Here is a 19875-nt window from a genome sequence, read left to right on the forward strand (position 1 = left end):
CAATAATTATTCCAATTGGGGATTAAAATTTTAAGATTGTGTAGCCTTTTGGAGCATAAGTAGTCACTGTAGTCATAGCTGATAAGGCTACATTCACCCCTTCATATAAATCAGATTTTTGCAGATTTCTGGCTCGCAGCGACTGTCCACAAACCAATATTTCCGCCCCTGCCTCTTCCAAAGCTTTGAACACCGGAATATTCGGATTATCAGAATTATACCGCTTCTGATATGCTTCATTATTCATAACGGTGGCGATAGCACCTCCGTGAATCACAACTTTTACATGCATGCGATCCTGCGTAACACCCGCAAGGCCATGAAGATTCATCATCCTGGCAATATTGTCCACCCATCGACTTATTTTGGCATTATCGTCTGCTCCGGTAGTCATATCGATTAGGATGTAATAATCTAAACTTCCATCTGGCCTTTCGGTTGCCTCAGGAACTTCATAGATCCCACCAAATCCCTTCACTAACGGGAATTGCGCTTCTTGAGCAAATGAAAACTGAGTAGCAAAAAAAGCAAAGCAGAAGAAAGCCGAAGCGAATAATCGAGTCATAGATGTATTATTAGGCTGAAAATGTAGGAAAAATATTGGGGAGGAGAGATGCCGATGGTGGAAAAAAGTCAATTTCAAACCGTTCTTTTATCACGATCAGTAATGAAAAAATCCATTACGATTTGTGAAAATAAAAAACGAGGCGCTAGAGCATTCAACCAAGTCCAGCTTCTGGAGAAGCAGGACAACTTTCACTCTGAGCCCTCTGCGTCAAACTCCGCGTCCACTGCGGTTAAAAAAAGACCTTCGAGGTTCGAAAAAACCTCAAAGCTCATCAGAAACCTCGTATCCCGATAGCCACCGGGACGTACTTCCCAAATCGTCAATAAAAAAAGCCTCAACCGAATAAACGATCAAGGCTTTGATTGTGCGCACGAGAAGATTCGAACTTCCACACTACTTAAAGCACCAGCCCCTCAAGCTGGCGTGTCTACCAGTTTCACCACGTGCGCGGTTAACAGTCTGCAAAAGTACCAGACTTGCCTATTCCATGCAAACCCGATGCTAACCTTTTACAGTTATTTTCTTGGGTATTACCCGTAAACTTTCTTCTCAGCCGCCAAAAGCGTATTATAAAGCAAGGAGGCAATCGTCATCGGCCCTACTCCACCTGGCACTGGAGTGATCGCTGAAGCTATTTCTGAAACTTCCTCAAACTTCACATCCCCTACCAATCTGAAACCTGACTTCTTGCTCGCATCTTCAATTCTGTGGATTCCCACATCGATTACCACAGCTCCTGGTTTCACCATGTCTTTGGTCACGAAATGAGGTTTGCCCAAAGCCACAATCAGGATATCAGCAGTTTTGGCGATTTCTTCCAAATTCTTGGTTCGGCTATGCGTCAAAGTAACAGTGGCATTTCCAGGATAGCCATTTCTAGCCATCAGAATACTCATGGGGCTTCCTACGATGTGTGATCTCCCGATCACCACGCAATGCTTACCTGAAGTTTCAATTTCATATCTCTTCAGAAGCTCTACAATTCCGTAAGGAGTTGCAGCTACGTAAGCTGGCCAATTGAGTGCCATACGACCAACGTTTGCAGGAGTAAACCCATCCACGTCTTTCTCAGGCTTGATCTTATCGGTCACTTTCTCGACAGAAATATGCTTTGGAAGAGGAAGCTGCACGATCAACCCATCTATAGAAGGATTGCTATTGATATCTTCCACTACTCTCAACAATTCTTCTTCTGAGACATTGTCTTCCAGTCTTACCAAGGTAGATTCAAAACCACATTCTCCGCATGCCTTTACTTTTGCATTCACATAGGTCTGGCTAGCTCCATCACTTCCCACGAGTATCGCAGCGAGATGAGGGATTTTACCACCTTCCGCTTTTATTTCCGCTACACGGGTTGCGATTTCGGATTTGATTTCAGTGGATGTTTTTTTACCGTCGATTAAGATCATTTGATTTACGATTTTTGATTTACGATTTACGGGGTCAATTGGAACTTCAATCCTGCTATTATACACCAACCGCAAATTATATTATGGATTAAGAAGATCTTGATGTTTTTATACTGGCAACAACTATTGCAACTAGTTCATCTCCTTCTTTAATTAGTCTCTTGATCTCGGGTGATAATTCAAGATCAGTATTTATTTCGTCTATCACTTCAAGAAAGAACTGACTTTCATCTGCTTCTTCCTCTACTATTTTCAATTTATTAATAAAATCAGCTTTTGATTTAGCTCTGCAAACTGCTCGATAATTAGCAGCAACCGAACTAGAACTTCTTATTAACTGATTCACATAACTATTAAACTCTCTAGAATGAGGCAATTTTGAACACAATCTCCAAACATCAATAGCAAATTGCTTTGTCCTTCGGATCATTTCATTTTTCATAATTACATCTTTTATATTCTATTAATATAAGAAAATGTAACTATGGAGAATGAGGTGCGAAGTGCTATAAATCTCGTAAATCCAAAATCGTAATTCGTAAATACCTTAATCAAGCTTGAGTACAGCCATAAACGCCTCCTGAGGTACCTCGACGTTTCCGACTTGTCTCATTCGCTTTTTACCTTTCTTCTGCTTTTCTAGGAGCTTGCGCTTACGGGAAATATCACCACCGTAACACTTCGCCAATACGTTTTTACGCATTGCTTTCACTGTTTCTCTAGCGATGATTTTCTGTCCGATAGCTGCCTGAATGGCAATTTCAAACATCTGACGAGGAACCAGTTCTTTGAGTTTCTCACAAAGTCTCCTTCCCCAATCGTAAGCTTTATCCCGGTGAACTACTGCTGACAAAGCATCGACTGGCTCGCCGTTTAGCATCACGTCAAGTCTCACCATATGCGAAACCTGGTAACCTTTCAACTCATAATCCAACGAGGCATAACCTCTGGAAATGGTTTTTAATTTATCAAAGAAGTCAAAGACAATCTCTGCCAGCGGCATATCGAAAGTCAACTCCACTCGCTCAGCAGTCAGGTAAACCTGATTTTTAATCTGCCCACGTTTGTCCATGCAGAGCGTAATCACAGCGCCTACGTATTCGGAGGCAGTGATAATGGACGCTCGCACATAAGGCTCCTCGATGTGCTTCATCCGAGTAGGATCAGGCATATCGGATGGGGCATTAATGAGTTGTACGGTATCGTTGGTCATGAGTGCTCTAAACTGAACCGAAGGCACAGTCGTGATCACAGTCATATCAAATTCTCGTTCCAAACGCTCCTGGATGATTTCCATATGAAGCATTCCCAGGAATCCGCAACGGAATCCAAAGCCCAAAGCCATGGAAGTTTCAGGTTCCCAAACAAGTGAAGCATCGTTCAACTGAAGCTTCTCCATAGAATAGCGCAGTTCTTCGTAATCCGTAGTCTCTACAGGATAAATACCTGCAAACACCATTGGTTTTACGTTTTCAAAACCCTGAATAGCTTTATCGCAAGGTCTTTTGATGTGTGTGATGGTATCACCCACTTTGATTTCCTTGGCAACTTTTACCCCAGAGATCAGGTAACCTACGTTACCGGCGCTCATGGTTTGTTGAGGAATTTGGTTTAAACCCAAAATTCCGATTTCATCTGCCTCGTATTCTTTTCCGGTATTGACAAATTTGATTTTGTCGCCTTTGCTGAACGTACCGTTGAAAATTCTAAAGATTACTTCCACTCCACGGAATGGATTGTAAACCGAGTCAAAAATCATCGCTTGAAGCGGAGCTTCAGGATCGCCAGTTGGAGCAGGAATTCTTTTGACTACAGCCTTCAGAATATCGTCGACACCAATACCAGTTTTGCCGGAGGCCAAAATAATATCCTCTCTATCGCAACCTATTAAGTCAATCACCTCATCGGCAACAGCTTCAGGATCTGCTCCAGGAAGGTCAATTTTATTCAGTACGGGTATGATTTCAAGATCGTGACCTAGCGCCAAGTATAAATTGGAAATTGTCTGTGCTTCGATCCCTTGGGAAGCATCTACGATCAGCAAAGCACCTTCACAGGCAGCAATGGATCGGGAAACTTCATAGGAAAAATCCACGTGACCAGGGGTGTCAATCAGGTTAAGTGTATAAACTTCACCCTCATGAGTATATTTCATTTGGATCGCATGAGACTTGATCGTGATACCACGCTCGCGCTCCAGATCCATATTATCCAACAACTGATTCTGCATGTCACGATCAGCGATCGTATCAGTTTCCTGCAGTAATCGATCCGCCAATGTACTCTTCCCATGATCAATGTGGGCGATGATACAGAAATTCCTTATTTTTTTCATATCCATTTCGGGCGCAAAAATAGTAAATAACTAGGAGATAAGAGAATTTTCAAACTCAATGATCAAGTTTAACCTGCACATTCTGTGGTGCAAGGCTCATGACTTGTACCCAAACTTGCTGCAGTCTTCAGACTGCTTTTGAAATTCTCATCTTTGAACATTGAAACTAACCATTCTTACTTGGCAGTCTGAAGACTGCAGTTTTTTGGGTCCAAGACTGAAGTCTTGAACCAATAGTATGTGCTAAATTGCAGTTTCAAAAACCAGTCTCATGCAATCAGTAGCCGAAAACAAGAAGTCAAACAACATCGCTGAATACATTATTTACATGTACCAAATGGAGGATTTGATCCGATCCTACCAGGGAAATAGGGGAGAAATCAAAACTTTTGTTGTTGAAAAATATCCGGTTTCGGATGAGGAAAAAGCAGAAATATCAGATTGGTATTTGGCATTGCTTGATAAAATGAAAGGTCAGAAAATTCTGGAAAAGGGGCATTTGGAGGAATTAAACACCTTGGTTTCTGAACTGGCACACATTCACTGGAATCTACTCAAATCCGATCCAACTTACTTTGAAGCTTATGGTAAAGCCAAGCCATTTATAATTGAGGCGGTGATGCAGGCTGAAGGACAAGATCTGGGAAATGAAATTCAAATCTGCCTGAATGGGGTTTACGGACTTTTGTTATGTCGACTTTTAGGCAAAAAAGTATCTGAAGAACAATTGAAATCCGCGGATGCTTATGGGGATATTCTCAGCACGCTGAGCTATCACTATAAAGTGAAGAATACGATATCGAAAAACTAAATTGGAAAATTGGAAGATTGAAAAATTTGAAGATTGTCACATGGAATTGCAATGGTGCTTTTAGGCGAAAATTCAACTTTATAGATGAATTGGATGCTGATATCTACGTAATTCAAGAATGTGAAAATCCAGCAGAAGTAAAACACCCTGCTTATTCAGAATGGGCAAAAAACTATCTCTGGATCGGGGACACTAAACATAAAGGTTTAGGAATCTTTGCAAAAACTGAAACAACTCTCACCCCTCTAAATTGGACTAATGAATACGAGGGAAATCCAATAAAGCATTTTTTACCCTGTCAGATAAATTCGGAATTCGACCTAATTGCTGTTTGGACTCATTATAATAGCTCACCAACTTTTGGATATATCGGCCAATTTTGGAAATACCTTCAACTTCATAAAGTAAATTTCAAAAACTGTTTAATCGTCGGGGATTTCAACAGCAATTCAATCTGGGACAAACCAAAAAGAGCTTGGAATCATAGTGAAGTGATAAGGGAGCTTGAAGAATTAAATATCACAAGCTTATATCATTACAATGGAAATCAAATTCAAGGAAATGAAAACCATCCTACTTTTTATTTTCAGAAAAATCTAAATAAGCCATATCATATCGATTACATTTTCGGAAGTTCTACTTTCAGAAATAATCTTCAAAAACTAGAAATCGGAAGTGTTGAAAATTGGTTAAAACTTAGTGATCATCTTCCTCTGGAATGTGAATTTTCCAATATTTAATTTTCAAATTTTTCAATTCACGACATAAACTCCCAAACACTTCTATACCCTTCATTCTTCTCAACATACTGAAGTAAGTGATCAAAAAATGGATTTTGAGCTAAGGTGCTGCTATCACCGATCAGTACCAACTTGCGCTTCGCGCGGGTCAAAGCCACATTCATTCTTCGCTCATCGGCCAAGAACCCAATCTCTCCCGAGTCATTGGACCGAGTCAAGGAAATCATCATCAGATCTCGTTCCTGTCCCTGAAAACCATCCACCGTATCAATAGTGATCAACTCAGCCAGTGATCTTACATTCGGATACTCAAATCCATCAAAAATCATACTTCGCAGTAAGCGAACCTGTGCTCCATAGGGCGCTATCAGACCAATTGTCCATCGATTCTCCTTGAAATTGGCAATACCGATTCTCAAGATCAACTCATTCAGGTAGCGACAGGCAAATCCAGCTTCTTTGGGATTGAAGGTACTTAGGCTTTCCATTTCCTTTTGATCCGTAAAACCTGCCCCTGCCGTATCGATCCATTCTATCACATTTCCTTCAGCTGCAAAAACATGAACTTTAGTACTTTCGTCAGCTATCAGTTTCCCTTGATAAAACTGCTCATTAGAAAAGCCCATAATTACTTCAGGCATTCTGTATTGCACCTGCAGCATCTGCGCCGCTTGAGATTTTCTTGCAATCACTTTTTCAAAAAGCGTCTCCGCAAGTCCATCCTTCGCCGATTGATAGGATTTGATCGTAGGTGGAAGCTGGCAGTGATCACCAGCAAAGACTACTTTCTTTGCCTTCAAAATCGGAATCCAAGTTGCTGCTTCCAGTCCCTGCGCAGCTTCATCTATAAAGACCACATCAAACTCCATCCCTTTCAGATTGTATGAAGACGCCCCAACAAGCGTACTGGCAAAAACTTTTGTCCTCTGAAAAATATCGTATTGTATGTATTCCTCAAGCGACTTGGAAGCTTCTCTTAATCGGCTGACTTCCGCATACATCAGCTTTCTTTGTGCTCTTTCCTCAGGACCAAAATTCCGCTTGTACTGCTTGGCAAGTTTCAAGTATTGATCGGTTTCTTTACGAAGCTTCTTCAGATCTCGGTAACTCGTGTGGAATACTGTTTTTGCATCCAACGTCTGATTCAGAATCCTTTCTTCCACCCTAGCCGGATGACCAAGACGTAAGGTTTCTATTCCCCGGTCAATTAGCTTTTCTACCAATAGATCCACTGCTGCATTACTTGGAGCACAAACTAAAATCGATTCTCCAGCAATCACTGAATCTTGAATTGCTTCGATCAGCGTTGTAGTCTTTCCTGTGCCCGGAGGTCCGTGAACTACCGCCACATCTTTGGCATTTGCAATGAGTTCGCAGGCTTGATTTTGGGAAAAATTGAGATTGGGTTTTGCATGAATCTGCTTTTCAGAAAACTGTGGCATTTTTTCACCAAGCAGAATATCCTTTAACTCATCCACTCGTTTGTTTTCAGCCGAAATCACTTTCTTCATCGCAAATTCCATTTCCCTATAGCTTGCTTCATCAAAAAGTAAATCAACTCCCAACTTGCTGCCATCCATCCATTCTGGAAGTTCATCCGCCTGTAGGGTGACAGCCATGACGTTTTGCCGGACAAAATTTATGACGCCATTCACACGATTCTCAGTAGCGTTGTAATATTCATGCGTACTGAAGAAAGAAACTGATTTACCCGAGTTAAAAGCCGAGGCATAACTGGAATCAGCCCGTTCCACCTCTACGATTAGGCGCTCACCCATCCCGATTTTACTCTTTTTCAATTGAATCGGGTGCCAAGTGATCCCGGCTTTTTTCTTATCTGCAAGAGAAGAATTCAGGAATTTCTGCTTGTATTGGGCCAGATCTTCCTGCCATTCCAATTTCAAAAGTTTCAGACCTTTCTTTAATTCCTCAGTGACTTTGTCCATCAATCCGTATTTTAGACGAAACTAATGAAAAGCTCCCGAGTTTTCCCAACTAAGCTAATCCTATGAATTACCTCGCTCATGCCTATCTTTCTTTTGGTCAAGATGAGGTGCTCGTTGGGAATTTCATTGGGGATTTTGTGAAGGGAAAGATGATGGATACCTTTCCTCAGGAAGTTCAAAATGGCATCAAGTTACATCGGGCTATTGACCTCTATACGGACACACATCCGCTGGTCAAAGCTGGACAAACCTATCTCCGTCCCAAATTCAGGCATTATTCCACGGTCATCACAGATATTTTCTTTGATCATTTTCTTGCGAAGAATTGGGAGAAGTATTCTGACATCCCTTTGCAAGACTTTACACAGAATACATTTTCTACTTTGAAACATCACAGACAGCTTTTCCCAGATCGCTTCGCTAACATGTTTGAATGGATGGAAAAAGATAACTGGTTGTTGAAATACAGAGATATGGATGGCATACGACAAACGCTTACCGGAATGTCCCGTAGAACTCGCTTTCCTTCCAAAATGGAAGTAGCACATCTTTCCTTAATTGAAAAAGAAGCAGAATTTGCAGTGATATTCTTCGCTTTCTTCAAGGATTTGGAGACTTTTGCACGAGAAAAATTACTAGAAATTCAACATTCCAATGCTGGTCATTAAACCAAAAGTATCCACATATATTTCATTAAGCCTAGTATTACTCATCCTAATTGCGGGTTTAGTGTATATTCTCAGAGATTTCGCTTACACCGGGAGTTTCGGGATCTGGTATTATTTGATTGCCTGCTCTATTATCACTTTGGTGATTTTGATGCTCTTGGTGAAAATGCTGGCAGGGTACCGGTTTATCACCGCAGGCAGGGATCAAATTATTGTCAAATTACCTTTAAGAGGATACAGCAAAACTTATCCTGTTTCTCAGATTCTGGCTTGGGAAGAAGAAATTGTGAAAGCGAACAAAAAGGAATTCCGTCAAGTGACTATTGCATTTTCGGATCATCAGTCCATCTCAGTTTCCAATCATGAGCACGAAGCCTATCAAGATCTAGTGGCGTATTTAGCTAAAAAAGCTGGGAAGCAGAAGGTGAAGAAGTGATGTGTCTGGTGACCGGTGTCCGGTGTCGGATGACCGATGCTGGTACTTGGTAAAATGTAGTAAGTGGAAAGTCTGAAGTCTGAAATCTGAAGTGTAAAATCTTCGCCTCCGTTCGTGTCTCCTTTGGTAATAAATAAATGCCTCCGTTCGTGTCTCAGGAACGGTTAAAAAAAAGTCCAGCTTCTGGAGAAGCAGGACAACAAACGAAGCAGGACAACGAAAGAAGCTGCGCCCTCTGCGAAATCCTCTGCATGCTTTGTGGTAAAAAAAATTAAACGAAAAAAGCCTGAGATCAATCTCAGGCTTTCAGTTTATCGTTTAGTTCTAAAGTTTTGATCATACAAATCAACACTTTCTTTGATGATTCGCATGGCGTCTTCTTTGCCAAGGAAGTCTTCTACTTTTACTTCTTTGTTCTCGAGCTTCTTATAATCCTCAAAGAATCGATGAACTTCTTTCATCAAATGTGGTGGAAGATCATCAATATCATCAATATAGTTCACGGACTGGTCTCCAGCTGCTACTGCGATGATCTTATCATCCGCCTCTCCACCATCGATCATTCTCATTACCCCAATCACTTTGGCCTCAACCAAACACATGGATGGAATATCAATCTGAGAAATTATAAGGATATCCAAGGGATCATGATCCTCGCAGAAAGTCTGAGGAATGAATCCATAATTTGCTGGATAATGCACCGCGGAGAAAAGCACACGGTCAAGCATCAGCATACCGGTTTTTTTATCCAACTCGTACTTACCTTTGCTACCCTTAGGTATTTCAATTACACCTGTTACGAATTCAGGGGCATTTTTCCCGATGTTGACGTCATGCCAGGGATTAATCATAATATCTTGAATTAGTTAATAAAAAGTCGAGCTTTTTAAGAGCTCAGGCAAAGATACAGTTTAGCTCGTAAATGACCAGAAATCACCTACTATTTCATGCTTGGCAAAACGACTTTGAATGTACTGCCTTCTCCAAATACCGAATACAGATCTACTTTCCCGCCCATTTGCTCTACTGCTTCTTTTACCATATATAGACCTAAACCGGTTCCTACATTCTTTTGTGTTGCTCGGGAAAATAAATTGAAAACATCGAGGTGATGCTTTTCTTCTATGCCAATACCATTATCTGAAAGAGTGATAGTTGCAAATTTTTCATCGACTTCAATATTCAAATTTATCTTATTATCAGTTTGATCTCCTTTCTGGAATTGAACCGAATTGCTAAATAGGTTATTCAGTATAACTCTGATTTTCGAGTCATCTGAATAGAAAAGACTAGGCTGATTAATTTGGATATCAAGCTGAATGTGGTCAATAATAAACTTCGCTTTATACGCAACAAGCTGTTGCTCAACAACTTCTTTGAAATTGATTTCAGAGATTTTATTATCAATCTTAGTTGATCTATAGAAGTCAAGCATTTTGTAGATATAATCGTCCAACTTACCAGTTGCACTATCTATCATATCAAAATATTCCATAGCGGCCGGGTCCTTAAGCTCCATTTTAGCCAATTTGGAAACACCTGAAATGCTCATTAATGGTCCTCTTAATTCATGTGACAAGCTGTAAACAAACTGATTCATCTCAGAATGAAGCTTTTTGAGCTTTAGATTTTTGTCTTTGAGCTCTCGACGCATAAAGTAAATATCCGCAGCGTTTTTAATAGAGTTTTTTATTTGCTCAATATTCCAAGGCTTATCAATAAATCGATACACTTCGCCTTTATTAATAGCATCAATAACTGAGGCGATGTCAGAATAGCCAGTAAGCAGTATCCTGATGGGATCAGGATTAAACTTCACCAACTCCTCAAAGAATTCGGTACCAGTCATTCCTGGCATTCTTTGATCGGCAATTACTACATGGACTTCTTCCTCCGCGGCGATTTTTAAACCCTCATCAGCATCTATAGCTGTAAAAATTTTAAAGTCCTTTCTTAAAGTAGCCCTGAAAGACTTTAGGTTGTTGTCTTCATCGTCTATATAAAGGACATGGATTTTATCATTCATAGCGTTGAGAGCTTTGGTAAATAGGAAGTGTTATTTTAAATGTAGTCCCCTGGCCCTCTTCCGTAATTACTTCCAGCGTTCCTTTGTGATTTTCAATAATAGAGTAAACAATTGAAAGCCCCAAACCCGTACCCTTACCAACTGCCTTTGTAGTAAAGAAAGGTTCAAATATTCGTTGCTTTACATGATCAGGCATACCTGGCCCATTATCTGAAATTTCAATACTCACAAAATCTCCCAATGACCTGGTTCGAAGTTCAATTATTGGATCAGCAATAGTGTCTACATGGTCAGCTAGGGCATGAACAGCATTGTTGATAATATTCATAAAAACCTGGTTGATTTTACCAGCGAGACACTCAACCAAAGGCAGCTCACCGAAGTCACGAACAATGCGGATTTTGGTTGGCATGGTGCTATTTAACAGGATAATTGTACTGTTTATCCCGTCATGCACATCCACCTTTTTCATATCCTGCTCATCCACACGAGAGAACAACCGGAGACCTTTTACAATTTCCACAGTTCTCTTTGCCCCATCATCCATACCTTTGAGCAATTGGTCAACTTCATCGAGCACGTATTCCAATTCAAGATCTTCTTCGAGCTGCTTGGCTTCTTTCTGCGATTCTGGAGTAAATTCCTTAGCTCCGGTAGTTCTATAAAACTCAATCACTTCCATAATATCCTTAATATCCCGCTTGAGCGGCATAATATTAGAACTAACAAAGTTGATCGGGTTGTTTATTTCATGTGCAATACCCGCAGTTAACTGGCCAAGAGAAGCCATTTTTTCTTGATTCACTAGCTGGCTCTGGGTGTTTTGTAAGTTTCGAAGTGCCTGCTCGAGTTCGTCTGTTCTAATTTTGACTTTTTCTTCTAGCATAGAATTCTGCTCACGAACTAATTGTTCATTTTCAGCTAGGACGATTAGACGTTCGGCTTGTTCTTTTTCCTTTTCTTTCTTTAGAATATTTATTTTGTCGGCCAGAGCAAATGACAGTAAAAGCGCTTCGAATACAGAACCAAAGGTGAACACATAACTAGTGAAGAAACTATTTGGTAAAATATTTAAATCTCCCAGTAAAAATATGATCATACTGCAGATCAATAAGGACCAGGAAATTAAAAAGAACTTTGCGGGTCTATATCCTCTGGAAAGGCTGTAAGATGAAATAAATAGCAAGTAAAAAGGCACAATACCCAAGAAGACCTGTAAAAATCTGAACTTCAATTGACCAATGCCAAAGTCAAATAAAAAGGTTAATAAAATGAATACATAAACAACAATTATACTAACTCCAATTTTATAAAAGTTCTTGTTAAAGACTTTAATTTTGAGAAAACTCAAGGAATAAAATATCCCAACAATATTGACAAGTGCAGTACTGACATAAAATCCGTATTCTTTTAGAAAAACACTATTTGGCCATAATAATGCATCGACATACCCACCTAAAATCCCTTGGGTAACACCAACAAAAAATATGTAGGTGATATATAAACCATATAAGCTATCCTTTGTAGAAACCCACAAAAAGAGATTGTAAAAGAACATAGCCAACACAATTCCGAAGTAGATTCCAAAAACAAGGTTCCGTTCATCTAAAGTCAAATACTCTTTTTTATCACTAAGCAAGGATATTGGGACATTTACATTACCAAAACTCCTAACCATCAGGTTGTAAGTCAAGGAATTATCGCCTGAGATATCTGCAAAATTAAACAGTGAGTTGAAGTCCTCATCAACTACATTAACCCTTCCCATTTTTTTCAGTAGTACTCCATCAGCATTGTAAACCTCAATCTCATTTAGCATAGGATTGCTTAGTGAGAGAATAAGGTTATCGGAGTTCTTTTGTGCTTCTGTAAGCACTATTCGTATCCAAAAACTAGAGTCTGAATAGCCAAGGGATAAGAATTCACCATCGGAATTCTGGAGGTTGGAATTTGGTATAGCAATAAAATCCTCTATATCGTGAATCTCTTGAGATTCAGCAGTCCAGCCTATAAATTCAAATTGATTCTTAGACTTTTCGCCACAAGATGACAGTAATACCAACGCTAAAAATATATATATATATTTTATCATTGCACATACGATGTATAAGTCAATTTAATCTCTCTCCCTCTATAATTTTCCTCTATCTCTAAGGTATCGTTATCCCTGATTTTAAAAATGGAATCTCGATGTTCTTGAGTAGTCATAGGTAAATTTTCAGAATCATACATTTTCATAGCTGTAGCGATCAAATCTAATTTTGGATAGTAAAATGTCCCATTATTCCCAACCTGCGTCAAAATCTCATAGCCCATTTCTAAACCAAGTTTAACGGTCACCGGAGCGAATAATGCATACAAAGAAGTAAGGTTAAGCTTTGGAGTGAGTGCTAAGCACGCTTTAGACATAAAAATTGCGCCTATTCCAAGACCAGTGATTTTCCTTGAATTCCACATACCACAAATTTCACCAGTGCCTGCATCAATATCCTTTTCGATCACATCTTTGATACTGCTATCCAACTCCTCAATTGCCTCAACCATTGGTAGCGGGTAATCTTTATTTGCCCGGTGGATTCTCGCTCCCCCGTAGATCAATCCATCTTCATCTGACTCCACGATTACTACAATGACGTCGGGATTATTTATCCAACTATTGTTGGCAGAAGTCACTTTCTTAACACCTATGCTTTCCAGTACCTGTCGATGTCCTTCTATGAACTTCTGGCACCGCTCAGGGTCATTTATTGCTCTAAATGCGATTAATTTGAACATCAGGATTACAAGAAAATCAAACTAGCTGAAACATCTCTTCTAAATGCTCTCATTGAAGGCTCGCTCGCTTTATTAATCCTTACCATAAATACCTCTTGATTGCTTAAGTTTTTATTAAAAATTTGGTTAAGATCATTTTTAAACTGTAGAATCATCCTCTTCTCATTCTCTGTAAATCCTGTTACAGTTTCCCTCAATACTCTATGAAAAACAAAAAGAGAAGCTGAAATAGGCTGAAAACTATAGCCGGATAAATTAGCTTTTATCCAAACTCGTTGGATGGCTGCCCCTGCTTTCAAAAAGGCACCCGGCGTATATTTATCGGCAGTAAACATTAAGACTGCAGATGCAGAAAGTATAGTTTGATCAGAAATTTTCGTCAATCCATACCCCAAATCATTTTTTCTAAAAAACTCAATGGTTCCTGGATCACGTACTAATCCTACCGCCGCTCGCTCTGATTTTCCCATCTCAAGGGTGGCGATATCAATACCGTCTTTTGTAGCTAAAGCTTCTTCTTCTGACCATCTTATTTCACTCACGAAATCTTCATACCCTTGGTCATGTAGCAATCTTAGACGATCCATTCCCCCTACAATTGGCGTCAGTGCTCTTAGTCGCTCAAGATCGTCAATGATTTCTAAGTTTACCCCATCTGATGAAGCAATTGTTTGGAACTCTTCAAGCTTCTCCTTTTCTAAAAGCACTCTATCGGCATTTTTACGATTGGTACATCGCATATCAATACCGTCTACTAAATCTCCATTAGGGACATTTACTGGTTCGTTTGATTTTGAATCAAACTCTATGGAGGCAATTAGCTCCTCTCCAAAATTTTGAATATGCTCGTGAATGGTAAGTGCAATACCCATCGAGGAAGCCACTAGTTCAAAATTCTGCAATGCTGCGCCAAATGCCAATAATGAGCCAGTGCCTAGATAATCAAGTAAAGATTCACTTTTAGATTTGTCATGAAGCAGGTGGAGCACCCCATGTTGATCGTATATCCACTTCCATGGCTGACTATTCCCTCCTGATGGTGCGGTATTAGCCTTTCCTATTAAATAGATTAAATCCTGCTTAGAGATTTTATAGTTAGAAACGTAACTAGTTTTAGGCAAAAAGTCTATAAAATCATAGTCTGAATAGGGAATTTTGATAGTATCTGGAGCTTGCTTTTCGCCTTTGCTCAATACTAATCCATCCAAATCAACATAGTATCTGCCTGATTCTACATTTTCTCCCAACAATAATTTTCTAGATGCATTCGCTACAGTAGCTCCTCCTAAATAAACTGCAGAAGCCAATTGTGGCCATGATGAAATTGACTGACTTAGTTCCAACAAAGAAACCTTCATTCGTGTCGAAATAGTGCTTAAACCTATAATCTTTAAGCCCACAGGAACCTTTTGTTGGCTTGTTAAATTTTTTAGATCTGAAAAATTAAAATCCCCTAATAGGCCATGAAAAATTTCTCGGGAAGGCTCTCTATCAAATCTCTCAACATCCAACATGCCGCGGTCTGAAGTCTCCATTAGCACCGGAATCTTTTTTGCCTTGGCTCTTTCTCTTGCCAGCACTTTCACATCGAGGCTATCGCACTCATCTATCAGTAAGTCCAAATCCCCACCATCTGACAGGAAATCATCAATATTATCTTCGTTTACCCCTTTTCTGTACAAAGTGACTTTCAGATAAGGGTCTATTTCAAAAATCTCTCTTGCAGCCAAAATAACCTTCTCTACTCCCAAATCAACCACACCAGCCTTGATCCGATTAAGATTACTCAGCTCCAAGGTGTCAAAATCTGCCAATCTTAATTCGCCACATCCTCGTTCCAAAGCTATCGCAAATGCTATACTTTGCCCTACTGAAAGTCCAATGATTCCAACTTTCTTCTTCCTTAGCTCTTGCTGTTCTTGCGGGGTAATTTTGTAATTATTTCTCGCGGTCCTAACTCGAATAAAATCCTCTTCAGGAAGTAACCTAACCAATACTTTCTTCCAAGGAAAGTAAACCCAATTACCATAGTTGCTTCTATCATGTTCAACAAAAAAATGAGAAACACGTGTAGACAACTCTTCTTTGGTGAAGGACAATGTTGGATTGTCCACTTTTACCAATTCAGCTACTTGGTCATCTAGCTTGTCAAGTAAGCTGACTTCAGAATTATGATACAATTCATTAAAAATGGAAGAATCCGAAAAATCTGAAGGCTTAAAGATTGAGGGAAAAACCTGATCATCAAGATGAAACTGTGTACTGCTAAACATTTCGTATTATCGGGGGTGACAAATTGAAGTAAAGTTAATTTTTTCAACTATAAGTCCAATTTTTTAATACCCTTTATAGTGTATCTTTTTATATTAGTATTCAAAAAGTTCTAGAAAATAGTTTTCAATAGTTACTTTTATAAAAAAATACTGTTTGATCGTAACGTATCGATTGTTTTAGACAAATTTGTTAAATGGAAACTACGCCTCAAGAAAAAATAAAAATACTCTATGTCGATGATGAAGAAAATAACCTTCAGGCATTCAAGGCTACTTTTAGAAGAGATTACCAAATTTTTCTCGCAATCGACGCTACAGTAGCCCGAGAGGTGCTTTCTAAGCAGGAAGTTGACATAATTATCACGGATCAGAGAATGCCTGGCGAAACTGGTGTGGAATTTTTAGAATCAATTATTCCAATTTATCCGAACCCAATAAGAATATTACTGACTGGCTATACTGATATCCAAGCTGTAATTGATGCGATCAACAAAGGACAAGTATATCACTACCTGACAAAACCTTGGGAAGAAGATTACTTAAGAACTGTAATCAAAAATGCGTTTGAAATTTATCAGCTTCGTAGAGAAAATGAAAAATTGACCAAAGCACTAATTAAGGCCAATGATCAATTGGAATTTATTTTACGACAGAATCTACTATCCTAATTTAATATCTAGCCGCCAACAATAATTGTAACTCTTTGTGGCTCATCCCAAATTTCCTTCCTAGATAGGCATTAGTAAGACTTCCTCTGTAAGTATATACGCCTCTCAAAAACCATTTATAATTGAATATCATTTCTTCGGCACCTCCAAGGTCTGCCATTTGAAGAATTATTGGTGTAAATATATTACTCAAAGAGTATGAGGCTGTTCTGGCAACTCGAGAAGCAATATTTGGTACGCAATAATGGATAATATCATGAACTTGATATACAGGCTCATCATGCGAGGTCATCCTTCCTGTCTCAATACAACCCCCTTGATCAATCGCAACATCAATAATGATACTTCCATGCATCATATTGGCCACCATTTCCTCAGAGACCACTATTTTATTTCTCCCCTTCTCTGCACGAAGCGCCCCTATGACCACATCTGCTTCTGAAAGTGCCTGATTAAGGCTAAAATTATCAATGGTGGACGTATATATCTGCTGGCCAAGAAGCTGCTTTAATCTCCGCAGCTTGTAAATATGGTTATCAAAGACTTTAATATTTGCGCCTAAACCTAGTGCCGTTCTAGCGGCATATTCTGCCACCGTACCTGCTCCGATAATCACGACTTGAGTAGGCGGCACACCTGTCACTCCACCCATAATCAACCCTTTCCCATCATTCTCACTAGAAAGATACTCAGAAGCAATCAGCATTACCGTGCTTCCAGCTATCTCTGACATCGCACGAACAACTGGCATGCCTCCTACCTTATCCTCCAGGTATTCAAATGCTACAGCTGTGATTTTCTTTTGATTTAGTGTCTGAATAAACTCCTGACTTTGACGCTCAAGTTGGAGTGCGGACATCAAACAGCTTCCTGTAGTCATGTAGCTCAACTCCTCTTCTGTAGGCGGATCAATTTTAAGCACTACTTGGGACTCAAAGACCTCCTTTTTAGAATTGGTAACTTTCGCTCCAGCATCAGAAAAATCCTGATCTGAAAATTTGGACTGCATGCCTGCACCTGCCTCCACTACCACGCTAATCCCATTGTTTGAAAGCAAACCTACAGATTCAGGTGTAATTACTATCCGCTTCTCTTGAGTAGACACTTCCCTTGGTAGTCCAATTACCAAAGAGTTGTCTCTATTTCTCACTTTCGCGGGGGATTCTTTTGGGATCAGTCCCACAGCGGTGAGTTGGTCTAATTCAGTTGGCATTCTCGACGTGTTGTAGGTTCAGGGTTCTTTTGGTAGCGGAATCATTTTGAATCCGAACTAATAGAAAATTCTCAGGCAAAAATGCAGCTATTTTTTCAGCCCATTCCAACCAACAATAATTTCCACTATAAAAATACTCTTCTATTCCGATATCCAAGGCTTCAGTTGGATCATCCATTCTATAAAAATCAAAGTGATAAAAAATAGTACCACTTGGGTTCTCATAGTGATTGACGATGCCAAATGTAGGGCTGCTAACTTGATCAGTAATAGAAAAAGCTCGGGACAGCGCTTTTATGAGCGTAGTCTTTCCCGCTCCCATATCGCCCTGAAACACCCATACCTTTTCTTCCGAAGCTACCGCTAGTATAGCCTGTACAGCCTTATCTATCTCATCTAGTTCGTAGGTGAACTGGGTCAAATGTTTGATTATTTAGGTGACAAATGAACGATCGGAATGATCATTTCCTCCAAAGATACACCTCCATGCTGAAAGGTATCCTTATAGAAGTTCACATAATAATTGTAATTATTGGGGTATGCAAAGAAATAATCTTCAACGGCAAAAACATAGGTAGAAGACACATTTAATCTTGGCAATTTCGCGTCTTCAGGTTTTTTGATCTCAAAGACCTTTCCTTGCTCAAAGTTTAAGTTCTTACCTTGCTTATATCTCAAATTCGTAGTAACATTTTTATCCCCTATGATTCGATAGGGTTTATTTACTCTTTTTGTGCCATGATCTGTGGTAATAATAACCTCTGCACCTGCATCATGGATCTTTTTCAGTAGTTCAAACAAGGAGGAGTGCTCAAACCAACTTGTAGTCAATGACCTGTAGGCGGACTCATCCGGAGCCAGCTCTCGTATCATTTTCATGTCTGTTCTAGCGTGAGAAACCATATCCACAAAGTTATAGACCAAGACATTGAGATCATTTTGAAGAAAGGTATGGAATTGCTCCAATACTGCTTTTCCTTGATGAGCCTGAATAATTTTGTTATAACTGGATTTAATCGAAAGTCGGTTCTTCTCCAAGTTGATCTTCAGCCACTCGTCTTCGAAGTTATTTTTCCCTTCATCAGAATCCTCATCTTCCCAAAACTGCGGATAGAACCTCGCCATATCCATGGGCATCATGCCGCTGAAGAGAGCATTTCTCGCAAAAGCCGTCGTAGTTGGGAGAATACTATAATAAGTATCCTTGTCTTTAATATTAAAATAAGGCGCAATGATCGACTCAATATCCTCCCACTGGTCTAATCGAAAATTGTCTATCACGATAAAAAACAGCGGTTTTTTCTCCTGTAGCTGTGGGAAAACCTTTTTCTTCATCACCTGATGGGAAAGTAGCGGTTTTATAGGATTTTTCTCCTCCATCCAATCCAGGTAATTCTCTTTTATGAATTTGGAGAAATTTGCATTTGCTTCGATCTTCTGAGATTCTAGAACAGGGAGCATGTTTTTGTTTTCCGTATCATCGATCTGCATTTCCCAGTATGTCAACTTACGGTAAATATCAGCCCAATCTTGATGATCATCTGCATCATCAAAAGCCATACTAATATTCATGAAATCCTGCTGATAACTTTGCGTCGTACGTTCGTCTATCAACTGCTTATTTTGGAGAAGCTTTTTAACGGAAAGTAAAATCTGGCTGGGATTGATCGGCTTGATCAGGTAATCAGCGATTTTTCCCCCTATCGCATCATCCATGATATGCTCTTCCTCACTTTTGGTGATCATGACCACAGGCACCTGAGGCTTCATTTGTTTGATTTGTTGCAGCGTTTCGAGACCTGTCATTCCCGGCATCATTTCATCCAAGAAGATTACATCAAAGTTTTTGGATTCTACCTCTTCGATAGCATCCACGCCTGAATTCACTGTAGTAATGTCATATCCTTTCTGTTCTAGAAAAAGAATATGAGGTTTGAGCAAGTCGATTTCATCATCGGCCCAGAGTATCTTGAATTTTTGAGACATTTCAGGTTCAGTTTCTTT

Annotated in this window: 18 protein-coding genes and 1 tRNA gene; 5 read left to right on the forward strand and 14 right to left on the reverse strand. The window is 39.6% G+C overall.

The genetic code is table 11. The annotated features are described in order from the left end of the window. Positions 1-22: 22 nt before the first annotated feature. The 5 genes from LV83_RS17145 to lepA form a co-directional block, all read right to left on the reverse strand. Entirely contained in the window at positions 23-565 is a 543-nt protein-coding gene (locus LV83_RS17145) for a DsrE family protein (protein WP_111612787.1), read from the reverse strand. Between the two features lie 368 nt (positions 566-933). Then, a tRNA-Leu gene (locus LV83_RS17150) sits at positions 934-1017 on the reverse strand. Positions 1018-1098: 81 nt separating this feature from the next. Then, positions 1099-1980, reverse strand: a complete 882-nt coding sequence (locus tag LV83_RS17155; protein ID WP_111612827.1) for a bifunctional 5,10-methylenetetrahydrofolate dehydrogenase/5,10-methenyltetrahydrofolate cyclohydrolase — start codon at positions 1978-1980, stop codon at positions 1099-1101. 88 nt (positions 1981-2068) lie between these two features. Beyond that, entirely contained in the window at positions 2069-2422 is a 354-nt protein-coding gene (locus tag LV83_RS17160) for a four helix bundle protein (protein WP_111612788.1), read from the reverse strand. Positions 2423-2527: 105 nt separating this feature from the next. After that, on the reverse strand, positions 2528-4321 hold the full coding sequence (lepA, locus tag LV83_RS17165) for a translation elongation factor 4 (protein WP_111612789.1): 1794 nt from the start codon (positions 4319-4321) through the stop codon (positions 2528-2530). A 265-nt stretch (positions 4322-4586) separates the two neighbouring features. Here lepA and LV83_RS17170 point away from each other — a divergent pair, with 265 nt between their 5' ends. Together LV83_RS17170 and LV83_RS17175 are read left to right on the forward strand one after the other, a co-directional pair. Continuing rightward, entirely contained in the window at positions 4587-5126 is a 540-nt protein-coding gene (locus tag LV83_RS17170; RefSeq protein ID WP_111612790.1) for a DUF4924 family protein, read from the forward strand. A gap of 17 nt (positions 5127-5143) precedes the next feature. Next, positions 5144-5866, forward strand: a complete 723-nt coding sequence (locus tag LV83_RS17175; protein ID WP_245947084.1) for an endonuclease/exonuclease/phosphatase family protein — start codon at positions 5144-5146, stop codon at positions 5864-5866. Positions 5867-5883: 17 nt separating this feature from the next. On the opposite strand, the gene LV83_RS17180 is transcribed toward LV83_RS17175, so the two are convergent. Continuing rightward, positions 5884-7812, reverse strand: coding sequence for an AAA domain-containing protein (locus tag LV83_RS17180; RefSeq protein ID WP_111612791.1), 1929 nt, complete (start codon positions 7810-7812; stop codon positions 5884-5886). Positions 7813-7874: 62 nt separating this feature from the next. Here LV83_RS17180 and LV83_RS17185 point away from each other — a divergent pair, with 62 nt between their 5' ends. Both LV83_RS17185 and LV83_RS17190 read left to right on the forward strand, forming a co-directional pair. Beyond that, positions 7875-8480: an acyl carrier protein phosphodiesterase gene (locus LV83_RS17185; protein WP_111612792.1), complete on the forward strand. Its 606-nt coding sequence runs from the start codon at positions 7875-7877 to the stop codon at positions 8478-8480. Between the two features lie 61 nt (positions 8481-8541). Next, a complete protein-coding gene (locus tag LV83_RS17190) occupies positions 8542-8916 on the forward strand; it encodes a hypothetical protein (RefSeq protein ID WP_317046697.1) in 375 nt (124 codons plus the stop codon). 311 nt (positions 8917-9227) lie between these two features. Here LV83_RS17190 and LV83_RS17195 read toward each other — a convergent pair whose 3' ends face one another. The 5 genes from LV83_RS17195 to LV83_RS17215 all read right to left on the reverse strand — a co-directional run bounded on the left by LV83_RS17195 (position 9228) and on the right by LV83_RS17215 (position 15990). Next, positions 9228-9767, reverse strand: a complete 540-nt coding sequence (locus LV83_RS17195; RefSeq protein ID WP_111612794.1) for an inorganic diphosphatase — start codon at positions 9765-9767, stop codon at positions 9228-9230. An 89-nt stretch (positions 9768-9856) separates the two neighbouring features. After that, on the reverse strand, positions 9857-10942 hold the full coding sequence (locus LV83_RS17200) for a hybrid sensor histidine kinase/response regulator (RefSeq protein WP_111612795.1): 1086 nt from the start codon (positions 10940-10942) through the stop codon (positions 9857-9859). Next, complete coding sequence (locus tag LV83_RS17205; RefSeq protein ID WP_111612796.1) at positions 10935-13034, reverse strand: sensor histidine kinase; 2100 nt, start codon at positions 13032-13034, stop codon at positions 10935-10937. The genes LV83_RS17200 and LV83_RS17205 overlap by 8 nt, the downstream gene beginning before the upstream one ends. Further along, a complete protein-coding gene (locus LV83_RS17210; protein WP_111612797.1) occupies positions 13031-13717 on the reverse strand; it encodes a hypothetical protein in 687 nt (228 codons plus the stop codon). The genes LV83_RS17205 and LV83_RS17210 overlap by 4 nt, the downstream gene beginning before the upstream one ends. A gap of 5 nt (positions 13718-13722) precedes the next feature. Then, positions 13723-15990 (reverse strand): Rv1355c family protein, encoded by a 2268-nt coding sequence (locus LV83_RS17215; protein WP_111612798.1) that lies wholly within the window; start codon positions 15988-15990, stop codon positions 13723-13725. A 194-nt stretch (positions 15991-16184) separates the two neighbouring features. On the opposite strand from LV83_RS17215, the gene LV83_RS17220 reads away from it, so the two are divergent. Then, positions 16185-16658, forward strand: a complete 474-nt coding sequence (locus LV83_RS17220; RefSeq protein ID WP_111612799.1) for a response regulator — start codon at positions 16185-16187, stop codon at positions 16656-16658. A 1-nt stretch (position 16659) separates the two neighbouring features. Here LV83_RS17220 and LV83_RS17225 read toward each other — a convergent pair whose 3' ends face one another. Genes LV83_RS17225 through porX form a run of 3 tightly spaced genes read right to left on the reverse strand, consistent with a single transcriptional unit; the run spans position 16660 to position 19857 of the window. Continuing rightward, positions 16660-17871, reverse strand: a complete 1212-nt coding sequence (locus tag LV83_RS17225) for an alanine dehydrogenase (RefSeq protein ID WP_111612800.1) — start codon at positions 17869-17871, stop codon at positions 16660-16662. Beyond that, the gene (gene tsaE, locus LV83_RS17230) at positions 17861-18292 is read right to left on the reverse strand and encodes a tRNA (adenosine(37)-N6)-threonylcarbamoyltransferase complex ATPase subunit type 1 TsaE (RefSeq protein WP_111612801.1); all 432 of its coding nucleotides are present in this window, start codon (positions 18290-18292) and stop codon (positions 17861-17863) included. Before tsaE ends, LV83_RS17225 begins: the two co-directional genes overlap by 11 nt. Positions 18293-18300: 8 nt before the next feature. After that, positions 18301-19857, reverse strand: a complete 1557-nt coding sequence (porX, locus tag LV83_RS17235; protein ID WP_111612829.1) for a T9SS response regulator signal transducer PorX — start codon at positions 19855-19857, stop codon at positions 18301-18303. Positions 19858-19875: the final 18 nt, after the last annotated feature.

It is taken from the genome of Algoriphagus yeomjeoni (assembly GCF_003259505.1).
Lineage (GTDB): Bacteria > Bacteroidota > Bacteroidia > Cytophagales > Cyclobacteriaceae > Algoriphagus > Algoriphagus yeomjeoni.